Below are 15,432 nucleotides of genomic sequence, written 5' to 3'. Positions count from 1 at the left end.
ATTTTTAGTTTAAACGTTAGCCACAAGTTAAGACGACCAACGGTTAGTTGCATATAATTTAGAGGCAATCCAAGCGCCTACAATCATTTCCAACAGACTTAAAGGAAGTGTGATTAGAAGAATCTTCCAGTTTGATAATCCCATATTGGCAGTAGCAACCCAAAAAATAACGAAAACTGACACCCAAACCAGTGTGCTGGAAACCAAAACTGACTTATTGTTATTGCCGAAAGATTTAGCGTACAACCAAAAAATGAATATCAAAACTGCCGTCAACAACGTATCCCAAAATCCCCAAATGGAAAAAACCCCCAAATCCATTTCTGCAATTCCATATTGATTTCCAAAAAAGGACTTTACTCTTGGCATCACGAAAACAAAATAACGGAACACTTCAGAAATGTTAATCCAAATACTAACAATTAAGGTTATAATAGCAAATTGTTTAAAAACGAAGTTTTGGTTTATCATATTTCTTATCTATTAAAATGGTTTCTTTTATGGCTTTCATAATCGTTGCAGGCGCAGGAATAGTTGGAGTTGAATGATAAATAGCAACGGATTTTTCCAAATTACCAATCTGACTGACTAAATCGATACTTCTTTGAGTGAACTCGGCAAATCGTAAACTTTTAGGATTGATTACATTCTGATTGATTAAAAAATCAATCTTTTTGTTGCATCTGCAAGGATTTTTAGCGTTTGCTAAACCACATTTATTATTCAGAAAATTTCTGATTTTCTCTCGCGAACGGGATAACTTCTTTCTAAAACTCTCTGGGTTGATTCCAAGAATTTCGGCACCTTCATTACCATTGAATTCTAATATTTCAGAAAGGATATAAACCAACCTATCTTCTGATTTTAAGCAAAGTAACAAACCTTGTGTACAACTGACTTTTACTTCCTCTTCTAAAAGGGAAAGCTCGCCCTCATTGGTTGCATATCGAACAACATCTGACTGACCTGAATCGATAAGATTTGCATAATCCTCAAAAGGCATTGCAAATTCAACTGACTTTTTTCCTTTATGGTTAAGAAGATAGTTCGTTGCAACTCGATATACCCAAGTTTTGAAATGACTTTGATGATTAAAAGTACTTAAACGAGTAACTACTTTTATTAGAATTTCTTGGGTGGCGTCTTTGGCATCTTCAGGAAACAACAACATTTTAAGCGACAGATTATATGCCAAATTCTTGATTTCAAGAATGACCAATTCCAAAGACTTCCTATCACCTGAATTGGCTTTTTTGACCAATATGTTAAGTTTGTTATCCATACTCATTAAATTAGACAGTTGAAAGATACGAAGTGTGACAAAACGAATAAAAACCAGTGGCTAACATTGCATAAACACAATAGCGGTTTAGGTGTAAACTCAAACCATTTTTGCATTTATTTAAGTATATTGCTAAACCGAAAAGTAGATGTATAAAATCCGCTACTGCGTTTATACGTTACCGATAAGTGCAATACCTTCCGTTTGCATACAAAGTGTCAATCCACCTTCTTTTTCGAAGCTTTAGCGAAGAAACTCAAACCAAATTTTCCCCTCATTCGTCAATTCAAAACGGGCATTCATCAATTGACACATGTTTTTTAAGTCAAAAACCTAGAGCTTCACTTACCTGTGCTGAATTTAGTTTAGTATCGGACGATATAGTTCATTAAACGGACCATATCTTAAACGTTACGTAACATTAGAAATGAAACTAAAAAGCTTTAGAACAACGATACTCATCATCCTATTCACAATATTTTTAGGAGCATTCATAGGAGGTACAACTAACTTAATCAACGGTTACATAAGTCCTATTTATTTTAAAAATATAATGAGGTGGGATTTTGAAAATATTTGGAGAGCATGCATCGCACAAGGAATATTTGAAGGACTTTTAAATGGAATCATTTTTTCTTTAATCTATTCTATCTCTTTTAGTGTCATAACGAAAGGAAATGCATCATTGAGTTTTGGAGTGAAACAACTATTGAAAATCACAACGAATATATATTTATTATGGGCTATTGGTGGAATAATCGCATTAGGATTAGCATTGTTAAGCCCTGAATTCTATCAAAGCACATTTCGAATGGTTCCTACTGAAACCAAAGATATGTTAGCATATGCTTGGGTCGGAGGTTCTATTTGGGGAGCAAGCTTTGGAAGTGTTATAGCTATTACTATTGGAATAATAAACACTAAAACTAATTGGAAAACTATAAACCAGTAGTCATTCTGAATTTCAAACAAATAAAACCTTAGGTAACAACGCATAAACTCAATTTGGGTTCTACTATAAAAAACTAATTCACGATATTTAAACCAGCTTTAATACGGTTCAAAAGGCTGCCGCCCTTTCTCCCAAACTGAAGCTTATACAAACCGATAAGTGCAATACCTTCCTTTTCGAAGCTTCCTCCTTCCGAAGCTTCGTGCGGAGGACAGGTTGTCGAAGAAAAGGGAAGGAATCTAAACTGATTTTCCCCTCATTCGTCAATTCAAAATGGGCATCCGTCAATTGGTGCATAATTTTTAAGTCAAAAACCTAGAACTTCACTTACCTGTGCCAAACGTGTTTCGGTATCGGATGCTTAACAATTATTAAAACGATTTTTAGCTGCGATACTAAAACCGACTATAGACTAATTAAATAATTTATATGAGCTTATTTTCATTTCGTAAGAATAAAAAGAAACTAGAAAAAGATAAAAGTTTTGAATTCGTTACAGATTTTAAAAGGCATCTAATCGATACTTTTATTATAGTAAATTTACCAGTAGATTGGATTCCCTTTGAAAGCGATAGATTTCGAGCAAAAACAAATGATGGGAGATTGCAAATGTCACTTGTGAATTATGAAAACAAAGCTAACAATGAAGTAAAAATTGATAGTAAGTTTTTTGAAAACCTAAAATTGGATTTGTATGATAAGTTTGTAACAGAAGGGGCATATGAACCTTATGATGACTTAAAAATATCTGACACTTTCATAACAAAAAGTTTCAAAGTTGATGAGGAAACTCAATATTATTATACAACCGCTAAAAACATAAATGGGCGACTAATTATTACAGATATTATTGTAAGAGAAATTAGAGACTATGATAAAAAAATGCAACCATTATTACAAGTAATTGGTGGCTCAATGACGAATATCTAAATACAGCACACAACAATGGTAACCATTACACATATTAAAATGGTAAGGATTAAATCAGTCCTGATCAGAATACATAGGCAGGTCAAAATAAAACGTACTACCCTCCCCAACTTGACTCTTGATTTTTAGAGCACCTCCGTTTCTTTGGACAAAATTTTGACAAAGAATAAGTCCCAGACCGGTTCCTGGTTCTTTTTCTGTACCCAATTTGCTAAAATGTTCGTTTGGGTTCAGGATTTTTTTAATGTCTTCTTTGGGAATTCCGTTGCCGTTGTCCTCAATTTCTATAACAGCCCGATCTTTAGCTTTCTTATAATTAATTTTGATAGCACCATCCACTGGCGTGAACTTTATGGCGTTCGAGACAATATTCCGAAGCACCGTTTTGATCATATTGTTGTCGGCAAAGGCAAAAATCCCTTCGGGAACATTGTTCAACATCTGAATACTTTTGTGGTCGCTCCCCAATTTTAGGAGCCGGAATGTCTGCTCAACCAAATCATTAAGGTTTAGTTTCTCGGGAATCATCTGGATTTGATCACTTTCAGACTTTGCCCAACCTAGCAAGTTTTGCAGCAAGTTGAGTGCTTCATCCATAGTCTTTAAAAGATCATAGACCGTTTCATCCAAGAATTCATCGTCCTTGGGGTCAATGATTCCCCTCATGATAAAGTCCATTTTCAACTTCGCGGCACTCAAAGGGGAGCGCAGGTCATGACCAATAATAGAAAACATCCTGTCCTTTAGATCATTGGATTGTTTTAAGTTTTTGGCTTGCTCTTCAATTTGATTCCTGGCCCTTTTTAATTCCACATGGGTTTGAATGCGCGCCACAAGCTCCTGTTCGTTAAAGGGTTTGGTCACATAATCAACCCCACCTACTTCAAAACCTTTTACTTTATCCTTGATATTCACCTTTCCTGTCAAAAAAATGATGGGAATATCTTTGTATTCTTCAAACCCTTTGACTTTTTCACAAAGCTCAAAACCTTCTATGCGCGGCATGATCACATCCAGAAGGATAAGATCTGGTTTTCTTTTTTCCAATAACTCAAAAAAGTAATCATCGTCACTTGTGCCTTCAAAGTGACAATCGTTTCGTTCTAGAATAAATCGGATGAGTTCAAGATTCAGCTGTTCATCATCCACAGCCAGGATATAGGGTTTTTCCGTAACTTGGTTTTCCATTTAAGGTATAAAAGAGTCCATTACTAAAGTAGGAAAAAGATTTTACGTTTTTCAGGTTTACCTGTCAGAAAGCGAATATTAGAGCCATATAAATTGGTTTGCGTAGCTTTAAAACCTATATTAAAGAGTTCCACCAACAAAAACCAGCCATTCACAACAATAATTGAACGACCATAAAAAGTAGGATTATATTTACAAAGCAAGTAATACGAAAGCAAAATCTGTATGACAAATATTTTAGTTACGGGAGGAGCGGGGTTTATAGGATCCAACTTTGTGCCCTATTTTTTAGAAGCGAATACGGATGTCCATTTGGTCAATATCGATGCCCTTACCTACGCTGGTGATCTTAAGAACCTACAGGAGGTAGATGGTCATGATCGATATACCTTTATTGAAGGTGATATCTGCGACCGAAAACTCATCGAAGATATTTTTCAGAAATATGATATCCAAGGGGTTATCCATTTTGCTGCTGAATCGCATGTGGACAATTCCATTACCAATCCGGATGCCTTTATGCAGACCAATATTTTGGGAACTTTCAATTTAATTGACGTGGCCAAAAAATATTGGATGGTGAGCCCAGGATTATACAAAGAAGCCTATAAACATTCAAGATTCCACCATGTTTCAACCGATGAGGTGTATGGAACTTTAGGGAAAGAAGGCTTATTTATGGAAACTACACCCTATGCGCCCAACAGTCCGTACAGTGCTTCAAAAGCGTCATCAGATTTTATCGTTAGAAGCTACCACCATACCTATGGCATGAATGTGGTGACCACCAATTGTTCAAACAATTATGGCCCAAAGCAGCATGATGAGAAACTCATTCCAACAATAATTCGAAAAGCGTTAGCTGGAGAACCCATACCGATTTATGGAGACGGTTCCAATATTAGAGATTGGTTGTACGTTTTAGACCATTGTAAGGGTATTGCTCTGGCCTATGAAAAGGGAGTTTCTGGAGAGACCTATAATATAGGAGGCCGTAACGAGAGAAACAACCTCTACATTGCACAGACGGTATGTGATCTTTTGGATCAAAAACATCCAAGGCCCGAAGGTGCATCCTATAAAGATCTGATCACTTATGTGAAGGATAGGGCCGGACACGATTTTAGATATGCGATTGACGCTTCAAAAATTGAAAATGATTTGGGATGGGAAGCTGACGAGAATTTTGAAAGCGGTATTGATAAAACCATTGATTGGTATTTGAACAAGTTCATCAATAACAAAAGCGAAAGCTTAGCTTAAACCAAAAAAAGATGAAGGGAATAATTTTAGCAGGAGGTTCAGGAACACGTTTGCACCCCATCACCTTGGCGGTAAGCAAGCAGTTGATGCCCATTTACGATAAACCCATGATCTATTATCCGCTTTCAACCTTGATTGAATCGGGAATTTGGGAAATTTTGATTATTTCAACCCCACATGATCTACCTATGTTCCAACGCCTGTTGGGTGATGGCAGAAAATACGGTTGTAGATTTGAATATGCCGTACAGGATGAACCTAACGGGTTGGCGGAAGCTTTTATCATAGGTGAAAAATTTATTGGAGATGATAAGGTGGCCCTTATTCTTGGTGACAACATCTTCTACGGAACGGGATTGGACGAGTTGTTGCAATCCAATAATGATCCAGATGGAGGTATTATCTACGCCTACCACGTTAATGACCCAGAACGTTATGGTGTGGTTGAGTTTGATGAGGATGGAAAAGTGATTTCCATTGCCGAAAAACCAGAAAAGCCAAAATCGAACTATGCAGTTCCTGGAATTTACTTTTATGACAATGATGTGGTGGAAATCGCAAAGAATATAGAGCCCAGCGCAAGGGGAGAATTGGAGATAACGGACATCAATCAAGAATATTTACGAAGAGGAAAACTCAAGGTTAGCATTATGGATCGGGGTACGGCTTGGTTAGATACCGGAACCTTCCAATCCTTGATGCAAGCATCCCAATTTGTGCAGGTGATTGAAGAACGTCAAGGGCTTAAAATAGGAGCCATTGAATCTTCGGCCTACAAAATGGGATACATTACCAAAAATCAATTCAAGAAGCTTACCGAACCGTTTTTGAAAAGTGGTTACAGCAAGCGATTGTTAGAAGTTTTATCATAAAGCATGGAAGTACACAAGACCGAAATAGAAGGCTGTTTTATCATTGAGCCCAAAATCTTTGAGGATAAAAGAGGGTACTTCTTTGAAAGCTACAATCAAGAGAAATTCGAGTTGTTGACCGGGGCAAAACCTTTTTTTGTACAGGATAATGAATCGCTATCCACAAAGGGAGTCTTAAGAGGACTTCATTTTCAGAAAGGAGAGCATGCCCAAGCCAAATTGGTGCGTGTGCTGGACGGTGAGGTATTGGATGTTGCGGTCGACATTCGACCAGGGTCAAATACCTTTGGAAAGGTGGTCTCGACTTTACTTTCGTCGGACAACAAAAAACAAATGTTCATTCCCCGTGGTTGTGCCCATGGTTTTGTGACCTTGAGCGATACGGCTAAGTTCTCGTACAAGTGTGACAACTTTTATAACGCAGCATCCGAAGGAGGAATCATTTATAATGACCCAACCTTTAATATCGATTGGATATTGGATGAAGAAGAATTGATCATTTCAGAAAAAGACAAGTTTTTACCCGTTTTTAAGGAAGCGGTTCCACATTAATAAATACGAAGTATGAAAATATTGGTGACAGGTGCATCAGGGCAGTTGGGAAGTACATTTAAATCCATTGCTTCCCAAGGACAGGCTGAAGATTTGGAATTTGTGTTCAAATCCTCCTCAGAATTGGATATTACCGATTTTGATGCTGTGCACGAAGAATTGGTTTCATCCAACTACGCCTATTGTATCAATTGTGCAGCTTTTACCAATGTGGACAAGGCAGAATCAGAAAATGATTTGGCCTATCGTATCAATGTGACCGGAGCTAGAAATTTGGCCATGAACTGTAATGAGAGCAGTACGGTATTGATTCATATCTCCACTGATTTCGTTTTCGATGGTTTCTTGAACACCCCTTATTTGGAAGAAGATATTGCCAGACCTATCGGGTTTTATGGCGATACCAAATACAAAGGTGAGCGGGCGATTATCAATAATTTGGAAGAGCATTTTATCATCCGTACCTCATGGTTGTATTCTGAACATGAACATAATTTTATGAAAACTATGCTCAAATTGGGAGCTGAAAGAGATGAGCTCTCAGTGGTTTATGATCAAGTAGGAACTCCGACTTACGCTTTGGATTTGGCCCATGTGGTTTTACATATCATCAAAGCACATAGCATTGATTATGGGGTGTACAATTATAGCAACGAAGGGGTAGGAAGTTGGTACGATTTTGCCAAGGAAATTTTTCAGCAGTATAAAATAGACATCAACCTAAAACCTATTCGTTCGGAAGAATACCCAACTCCCGCAGAAAGACCCAAATTCAGCGTTCTGGATAAATCCAAGATCAAAAACACTTTTGGACTTCAAATTCCACATTGGAAAGATAGTCTTGCAGTTGCCTTAAAGGCGTATTCCAGAATCAATATTTAGTTTTTGTCATCCTGGCATGGCAAGGAAAGAAACTCTTTTTCCGAAACTTAAAAGTTTAAAATTCTTATATACTTAATCAAAATACTCTTTCCCATTATGCTGTAGCCACCCTTTTTTTCCATCTGGTAACGTAAATCTAGCAAAAGCATTATTGATAAAAGGTGATAGTTCTTTATATCTCCCTCTCGCATGCAAAGGAAAATAGCCTTTTAACCCTTTTTTTTCGAAAAACACAAGTTGTGTCATTTCATGGGCATACATTTGTGTGTATTTATTTGGTAGCAAAGATGTTAGTTCTGTGTTTACGACAACTTCTTCCATACCCTCTTCAAAGTTGTAATTAACTATGTTGTCAAATTCATATAAACCATAGAATCCATTTACCTCTGCTACTAAATAGTTATGTATTTCATATATGTTTCTTGTTGAAACACGTATTCTTTTTTTGTTGTTCACAAAAGTAACTTCCTGTGCAAGTCCTAATTTACTTATTGGTGTTGTTCTATAAGTTTCCAATAAACTATTGGTTCCGTATCCTCCTTTACAGGTAATATAAAATGAAGTTTCATTTCTTTCTTTTATCTCATATTGATAGTTATGATATTCGTCTGTGTCACCCTCTTTCATTTTTTCTAAATTATCCATTTTTGATAGCGTACCAATGTCATTTATAGAATACACTTTATTATCGTTGGCTAAAACAGAAAATATTTCGCCATTGCCAATAGCTCGAAAACCATCAGGAGGGGTAATATCTTGTAGTAAACCATTAAACAAATATTTCTTATTGTTTTTTTCTCCAACTATTAGATTTTTGTAATGTGTTTTGCCAACTGAGTATAAAGTATCCATTGTTGTTTTTAACAAAGGCTTGTTCAAAATACGGCGGCTATACACCTGTCCTTTCTCAATAACAAAATCACCTGCTTCATAATAAAAAGATCTTTCCAATAGTTTTAAGTTTTGAAAAGCAGTCATATCTCTAGGCAAGAAAATCGTAGTTTCTTCAAAATACTCGCTTGTAAAGGTTGTTGCTCCTATTTTGCCTTCCCATCCATCTCTAGTCTTCATTAAGTAGCCATTCATATTATTAAAAATGAAAAACATCATTGTGGGTTTTCCGTTAAAATGAACGGGAATGCATATACCTGTATTTTGAATTCCAAACTCGTATGTCATTCTTGCCAATTTGTTTTGGACAACTTCCAGCACTATATATGTTTCTTCATCGTTGCTAAACTTATTTCTTAAGTAAATCGGTTTTTTCGATAAAGAGTCTATGTTTATTGGAATTAAATCTGCTATTGGAGTATGATGTCTACTATTTGCGATATCATATACAATTTTTGGAATTGTTTTCACATACAATGAGCCCTTTAGTTGAATCATATGTGCATAAAAATCTCCTGTCGGCTCTGGTTCATAAAATTCTATCGCAAACGAATCACCTGAAGCATTATCTCCGTATATCTTAAAGTATTCAGCGTTTAGGTTAACAGTATCATTTTGAGCAAAGATTTTTTTGTTTTCTGAGGAAATTGAACCTTCCCCTTCAGAAATGGTGGTTTCTCTGTTGTTTTTACACCACTGGCTATATATCGCTAAAAACAAAATCAATATCCCAACAAACCCTCCTAAAATTAAAAGCATGTTTTTTTTCATTTCCTTTATTCCAGTGTTTTGATTACTGCCAACATTGTTGATATTCACCATTGCTTAATAGCCAAAAAGTCAAGGGCTGTACCTTAGCTATAAATAGCTTTCAATTCTTCAGTTTTCATGTTCATACAGTCATATATTGATAGGTCGAGTATGGAAGAAGCTTTTTTACCTTTTCTGTATTCAAAATAAAAATTTCGCCAATCTTTTGGAAAGAGGATGCCTGATGCTACAAAAAGCAGACAGTAAATGGTATAATTTCCATTCCCAAGTAAAAACATCTGCATTTTTATTTCTTCAATTGAAGTCATTCCGTAACCAAGTAAAAGATGTTTTAAATCGTGGTTTTCAAATTTTGGAATTACTTTCAATTCATGTTTTTTGAGCATTAGGCGCATATCATAACCAACACTTCCTTCTTTACAATTTTGCAACTCTGAAGCATGTTTTTCCATTTTATCAGTAAACATAAATTGAAGAGGTTTAATTACCAACCATACCTTTAATCCTTCAACAAGATTTTCACGACAGTTTGGCGAGAATGATTTTTTGTTTTGAGATATACTTAAGTCTATCATATAATTGTGAGAAAGGTTCAGTACAGGTAAGTGAAGTTTGGAAATGTCGGCTTAAAAACTATGGGTCAATTGACGGATACCCGTTTTGAGTTGACGGATGAGGGGAAAGGTGGTTTTGGTTCTTTCCCTTTTCGAAGCTTTAGCGAAGAAAAGGAAGGTGTACGAAGGACGGAAGGGATGGTTTACCCTTTCCGTCTACTGAAGTGGACACCTAAGGAGCTAAGGTCGTTTCTATTTAGAGTCCTTTTATCTGGGTATTATGAAAGGCATTTGCCTGAAGTTTAAGCAATTCCTCTGCTTTTTCCTTTTTGTAGCGATAGAGTTCTTCTTCGTTTTTGATGTCCTCGTAGATTTTTTGGTTGAGTTCACCATCAGTAGAGAACAATAACTTACGCTGCGCTACTTTTTGAGTCACCCAGGTGGCGACCACGCTTTCTTGTTCTTCGAACTTGTAATCGTACTCTCCTTTGGGCGCCAAAAGTTTGGCAATGATAGGTGCGGTTTCAATGGCCAAAAACAAAAGAAATATAAAAAAGGAAGGAAACCAAGGAAGCTTACCCAAGGCATTGATTCTTGCCATGAGTCCATCAAAACCATCGATAATGGGTTGCGAACCTGCTACTACACTTTCGTATTCTGTATTTAGGGCTGCGATTTGCGATTCGATATCAGCAATTTTGACCCCGTTGGTTTCTTTGAGCTGTTGTAATTCCGCTAAATAGGCATCATGCTTTTCACGTTTTTCCTGGTAGACTGGACCTTTTCCTAGTAAACCGGTACCTGCCGTTCCTTCGGCTTCTGAAATATAGGTATCGTAAAGCGCATTGGTCTCTGCTTCTTTTTCTGCTATCTCTGTTTTCAAGGCGGCAATGTCTTGATTTAAGCTTTGAATCTTGGGGGTATATTGCAAGGCCAATTGCTCTTTGTTGGCTAGCGTCATCGCGTTTTTCTCCTCCAATAAAACCTGATTGATTTCCTTTTCAAAAATCTTCATTTCAAGCGGTTTGGAAATCACTACGGCAATGATTATGGCCAATATGATTCGTGGCGTTGTCTGGAGCAGTTCACTCTTGAAATTATCCCGTTTTTTTATGGTGGAGACAATGTATCTGTCCAAATTGAAAATCAATAACCCCCAAATCAATCCGAAGAAAATTGAGGTATAGATATTGTCAAAAACCGTATTTAAGGCATAACCACTGGCTATAAATGCCATGACCGCGGTAAAGAAAACCGTGGCGCCAATACCAGCATATTTATTGCGTTCTCCGTTGGAACAAGTGGCTAAAATTTGGGTATCCGCTCCAGAGCAGAAGATAAAAAAGCGTTGTAACATGATAGTGTTCTAATTTGATTGATGATTAGTTCTCTTTGTCATCCTGAGCTTGCCTGTATTGAGCAAGGCAAAGTGTCGAAGGAGCAGTCGAGAGGTCATTGGTTCTCGACTGCGCTCGAACGGACAATGACTATAGAACGCAATTTCCAACAATTTGTTACAAAAAATCTTCAAAATGAAGGTTTTAGATAGCATTTGTTCCAAAAGGAGAAGATACTATTTTTCAATTTTAACCACGGGTGGGTTTATGGTCGATGTTACCATGACATTTTGGTTTTTCCTTACAAACCTTATGGCTTCCTTCAAAGTGACTTCAATGTTGTTTAAGTAATATCTGGCACCAATTACATTCAAGGCTCTAAAATGTTTGACCTTGTTATTTGAGGTTAGTTTAGGAATATTGTTTTCAATATTATTGGATAAAAGAACAAATGTCCCATAACGGTCATTTTTAGGGTATAGTTGCATTTTTGTATCATTTTTGACCAGTTCAATGGCTTCGTTCAAGGATATATTGGAATGATATAGGGAGTGCTGGTAAGAAGCATCGATATGGGTGAACATTGCACCCAGTTTTTCCGCATGGATCAGAAAATTTATTTTGGACCCTACAGAAGATTTCACTTGAGGGTTAGGTGTAATATTTGCTTTTAGTTTTTTTTGGATAGTATGGGCCACCTCATCAATCATTGGAGTATTTCCTTTATATCGGTTTACTTCTTGATTGGGCGCAACAATACGATAAAAGCCATAATCCCAAAGAGAGTTGTAAATAAACCAAACATCAGCATTGGATACCTCATTTGGTGAACTTACATGAATGTTGAGGATGTTGTTTCGTATTTCTGGAGTAATGTCCTGATGTAATTGATTTACAGTGGATAATAATTGGTTTTTGTCGATTTTTGTCTGATTGACACGGTAGGTGTCTTCGTCAAGAATTTCGATTTCAATATTTCGGGCAGTGTAAATAATTTGTGGTGTCGTGGAACCCTTTACTTTTTTAATGTCACGTTGTTTTTTTAGGTTTGCCGATTTGTTGGAAGTTGGCAATGGCGGAATTTCTTTTACCCCATACTTTTTAATCTCATCTTGTGTCAATTTATTGTAAGCTTTATGAGCAAGTGTGTAGGCAATGCGCAGTTCAGCATAACTTGCTTCGCTTTTGTTTTTTAAATACACTTCAATTTGGTCAGTATAGATTTTAGCCAAACGACTATATTCATTTACATTGGCTTTTTCATAAGTATGCTCAAACCCTTTTTCGGTAAACAAATGAAACTGATATTCTTGTGGAAACTTTTCGCTTCGCGCATTGTTATGGACAAAACTCCCTGAATAATGGACAATATCATCAATGGAATACTTGTCCAATGCTGAATTTGGAACATGCTTGCTATTTATCCAAATGGCAAACTTGGTTTCATCTTTCCATGATTCAAATTCGACTGCTGTTGGACTTTTTTTCTGGGTTTTGCCTAAATTTACCATTGGAGGCTCTGGATATTTTTCTACAGATGCTCTTTGTACATCTGACATCAACCCATAAATTGCACTGGCTCTTTCATAATCTCCCATGCGTATGATTATTCCGTCCTTGGAATTTTTGGTTGCTTTGACCAAATCACGGTATTCCTGTATCATCGCTTCAGAAATCCCTTCTTTTTTGGTTTCTTGTTGCTCAACCACTTTTTGCAATAGTGCTCCTGAGGTTTCAACTCTTTCTACTGTTTCCGTGGTGCTAAAACTATAAATCAGTAAGGCAAATAGCGGAAGAACACATAGGCTTAATAGAATTTGTTTTGATTTTGATGTTATTTTTTTCATGGCTAAAAGTCTTTTTTCTATGGATGAATAATTGATAGAATGCGCAAGCGATTGTTGTTTTGCATTATCGGCAAAGTATAAAAGCAGATGTTGGTAATGGGTGATATTCTTTGTTTGATGGGTGACCGATTGATCAGCCAGAAATTCGTGATTGGTCTTGATCAGATGCTTTGCCCAACACCATAGAGGGTTGAACCAAAAGATAATTTGTAGCAGCTCAATCAAAATTATATCGATGCTATGTTTTTGGCGCACATGGGCTTCTTCGTGCAAAAGCACTTCGTTGGGAATCTGCTTTGCTTCATACTGTTTTCGATTCAAGAAAATGAACTTAAAAAAGGTATGGGGTACTAAACTTTCGTTGTGAAGGACTTTGATGGACAAATTTTCAGGCAATTTGAGACCTAGACGTATTCTTTTTGAAATTTTGAACAAGCCATGAAAAAATCTAAACGTAAAGAACAAAACGCCTATAAAATAAATGATCCATAACAGTGGTTTTGGGTCAAACGGTTCTTCTGAGGGCATGGTAGTTTCCACAAAATTAGAAGTAAAGGCAACGGGCTCTATCGGTACTGAAATCACTGATTGTGTTTCCACATAGGTTGTAAATATTATCTGGGGAAAGGTCAGGGAAACCAACAAAGCAGCTATTAGAAAAAACCGTTTAAAAACGTGCATGTTCTCCCGCTCAAGGAAGATTTTATAGAACAAAAGCAAGATGGTCAAACATGCGGTGGACTTTAGAAGATATTCCATCATGACTTTTTCTTTTTGATTTCGGAATCGATAATTTTTCTAAGCTCCTCCAGCTCATCTTTGCTAAGGTCGGTAGCTTGGGTAAAAAATGAAGCAAATTGCCCAGGACTGTCATTGAAGAAGTTTTTGATCAACCCCTTTACCTGTTTGGAGAAGTAATCCTGCTTTTTGATCAATGGGTAATACTCCCTGGAACGTCCAAAGCTTTTATAGCTCACATAACCCTTGTCTATCATTCTTTTTAAAAGTGTGGCTATGGTCGTGGTAGCAGGTTTAGGTTCGGGAAACGCATCCAAAAGGTCTTTCATAAAAGCTTTCTTCTGTTTCCAGATGATGTTCATCAATTCTTCTTCGGATTTTGACAATGACATGTTCTATGGATTTAGAATTAACTCTACAAACATAGAATAAAAATATTAATTCTACAAATGTGAGGTTGTTTAAGTCTAATTTTGATTGCTTTTGGCTTTATTTTGATTTCGAATACTTTCAATAACTACTGTTGAAAGAATAATCATTCCGCCCCAAAATGTGTTCCAACTGGGAATTTCCTTTAAGAAAATGAAGGCGATAATAATGCCCAAAACGGGTTGTACGCTACTAATGATACTAGCCGTGCTTACTGTAAAATGTTTTAAGCTGTTTACCAACAAGGTATGGCCAACCGCTGTGGTAATAATGGCCAAAAGAATAATATAGGGATACTGTGTTGTAATGTTTGAGGTGTCCATAAAAAATAAAGTAGGAGTGAGCACAATGGTCACAATACCAATTTGATATAACATAATGGCCGTTGCATTGTAGTGATGCTCGGAAATCAACTTTTTTGAAATGATGTTTCTTAAGGCATAGAACAACGCTGATATCAACCCGAAAAAGATACCTTGGAACATAGTGCTTTCCAAGTCAAATTCGGGAGCTAGGATGTAAATGCCCAAAAGAGCCAAAGCCCCTAGCAGAATATAAATCGGGTCGAATTTTGTTCTTATGAACAAAGGCTCCAAGAATGCGGTTATGATAGGATAGGTAAATAATGAAAGCATTCCCAAGGCAACATTAGAGAATTTTAAAGCATAGAAATAGGTTATCCAATGCCCCGCCATGAACAAGGCACTGAGTACAAAAGGAACAATGTTCTTTTTTGATTTTAAGTGATAGGGAATCTTTTTATATCTGCAAAATGCGTACAATACAAACAAGGCCAAAAAAGAACGCCACCAATTCGTCACTGGAACGGGCATGTCTATAAACTTTCCCAAAGCACCCGATGTGCTGATGAAAAGGGTTGCTAAAAGTAGATAAACAAGGTGGTTGTGGTGTTGGTTGCTCATGTGTTAGCGATACTAGCGGTT

Annotated in this window: 15 protein-coding genes; 6 read left to right on the top strand and 9 right to left on the bottom strand. The window is 36.7% G+C overall.

Annotated elements, in window-relative coordinates:
- Window positions 1-27 precede the first annotated feature (27 nt).
- Together E4661_RS11900 and E4661_RS11895 are read right to left on the bottom strand one after the other, a co-directional pair.
- Window positions 28-369 (bottom strand): hypothetical protein, encoded by a 342-nt coding sequence (locus tag E4661_RS11900; RefSeq protein ID WP_205728954.1) that lies wholly within the window; start codon window positions 367-369, stop codon window positions 28-30.
- A gap of 76 nt (window positions 370-445) precedes the next feature.
- The gene (locus E4661_RS11895; protein WP_168796366.1) at window positions 446-1,282 is read right to left on the bottom strand and encodes an RNA polymerase sigma factor; all 837 of its coding nucleotides are present in this window, start codon (window positions 1,280-1,282) and stop codon (window positions 446-448) included.
- 427 nt (window positions 1,283-1,709) lie between these two features.
- On the opposite strand from E4661_RS11895, the gene E4661_RS11890 reads away from it, so the two are divergent.
- Both E4661_RS11890 and E4661_RS11885 read left to right on the top strand, forming a co-directional pair.
- Window positions 1,710-2,234, top strand: a complete 525-nt coding sequence (locus E4661_RS11890; RefSeq protein ID WP_136467636.1) for a hypothetical protein — start codon at window positions 1,710-1,712, stop codon at window positions 2,232-2,234.
- Window positions 2,235-2,663: 429 nt separating this feature from the next.
- On the top strand, window positions 2,664-3,164 hold the full coding sequence (locus E4661_RS11885; protein ID WP_136467634.1) for a hypothetical protein: 501 nt from the start codon (window positions 2,664-2,666) through the stop codon (window positions 3,162-3,164).
- A 54-nt stretch (window positions 3,165-3,218) separates the two neighbouring features.
- On the opposite strand, the gene E4661_RS11880 is transcribed toward E4661_RS11885, so the two are convergent.
- Complete coding sequence (locus E4661_RS11880; RefSeq protein WP_136467632.1) at window positions 3,219-4,352, bottom strand: hybrid sensor histidine kinase/response regulator; 1,134 nt, start codon at window positions 4,350-4,352, stop codon at window positions 3,219-3,221.
- 225 nt (window positions 4,353-4,577) lie between these two features.
- Here E4661_RS11880 and rfbB point away from each other — a divergent pair, with 225 nt between their 5' ends.
- Genes rfbB through rfbD form a run of 4 tightly spaced genes read left to right on the top strand, consistent with a single transcriptional unit; the run spans window position 4,578 to window position 7,921 of the window.
- Window positions 4,578-5,615: a dTDP-glucose 4,6-dehydratase gene (gene rfbB, locus E4661_RS11875; RefSeq protein ID WP_136467630.1), complete on the top strand. Its 1,038-nt coding sequence runs from the start codon at window positions 4,578-4,580 to the stop codon at window positions 5,613-5,615.
- Window positions 5,616-5,626: 11 nt separating this feature from the next.
- Entirely contained in the window at window positions 5,627-6,487 is an 861-nt protein-coding gene (gene rfbA / locus E4661_RS11870; RefSeq protein WP_136467628.1) for a glucose-1-phosphate thymidylyltransferase RfbA, read from the top strand.
- A 3-nt stretch (window positions 6,488-6,490) separates the two neighbouring features.
- Entirely contained in the window at window positions 6,491-7,039 is a 549-nt protein-coding gene (rfbC, locus tag E4661_RS11865) for a dTDP-4-dehydrorhamnose 3,5-epimerase (protein ID WP_136467626.1), read from the top strand.
- A 12-nt stretch (window positions 7,040-7,051) separates the two neighbouring features.
- A complete protein-coding gene (gene rfbD, locus E4661_RS11860) occupies window positions 7,052-7,921 on the top strand; it encodes a dTDP-4-dehydrorhamnose reductase (RefSeq protein WP_136467624.1) in 870 nt (289 codons plus the stop codon).
- A gap of 72 nt (window positions 7,922-7,993) precedes the next feature.
- Here the strand turns inward: rfbD and E4661_RS11855 are convergent, their stop codons facing one another.
- From E4661_RS11855 to E4661_RS11830, 6 genes are all read right to left on the bottom strand, one after another.
- Window positions 7,994-9,634 (bottom strand): hypothetical protein, encoded by a 1,641-nt coding sequence (locus tag E4661_RS11855; RefSeq protein ID WP_136467622.1) that lies wholly within the window; start codon window positions 9,632-9,634, stop codon window positions 7,994-7,996.
- 32 nt (window positions 9,635-9,666) lie between these two features.
- Window positions 9,667-10,050, bottom strand: coding sequence for a hypothetical protein (locus tag E4661_RS11850; protein WP_136467620.1), 384 nt, complete (start codon window positions 10,048-10,050; stop codon window positions 9,667-9,669).
- Window positions 10,051-10,393: 343 nt separating this feature from the next.
- On the bottom strand, window positions 10,394-11,494 hold the full coding sequence (locus E4661_RS11845) for a DUF4407 domain-containing protein (RefSeq protein ID WP_136467618.1): 1,101 nt from the start codon (window positions 11,492-11,494) through the stop codon (window positions 10,394-10,396).
- A gap of 216 nt (window positions 11,495-11,710) precedes the next feature.
- Window positions 11,711-14,083 (bottom strand): M56 family metallopeptidase, encoded by a 2,373-nt coding sequence (locus E4661_RS11840; RefSeq protein WP_136467616.1) that lies wholly within the window; start codon window positions 14,081-14,083, stop codon window positions 11,711-11,713.
- Window positions 14,080-14,451: a BlaI/MecI/CopY family transcriptional regulator gene (locus tag E4661_RS11835; protein ID WP_136467614.1), complete on the bottom strand. Its 372-nt coding sequence runs from the start codon at window positions 14,449-14,451 to the stop codon at window positions 14,080-14,082. The genes E4661_RS11840 and E4661_RS11835 overlap by 4 nt, the downstream gene beginning before the upstream one ends.
- 75 nt (window positions 14,452-14,526) lie before the next feature.
- Window positions 14,527-15,411 carry a DMT family transporter gene (locus E4661_RS11830; RefSeq protein ID WP_136467612.1) on the bottom strand — a complete coding sequence of 295 codons (885 nt, stop codon included), beginning with the start codon at window positions 15,409-15,411 and terminating at the stop codon, window positions 14,527-14,529.
- Between the last annotated feature and the right edge of the window lie 21 nt (window positions 15,412-15,432).

The organism is Flagellimonas onchidii (genome assembly GCF_004804315.1).
Classification (GTDB): domain Bacteria; phylum Bacteroidota; class Bacteroidia; order Flavobacteriales; family Flavobacteriaceae; genus Flagellimonas; species Flagellimonas onchidii.
This window is presented reverse-complemented; position numbering and strand designations above follow the sequence as displayed.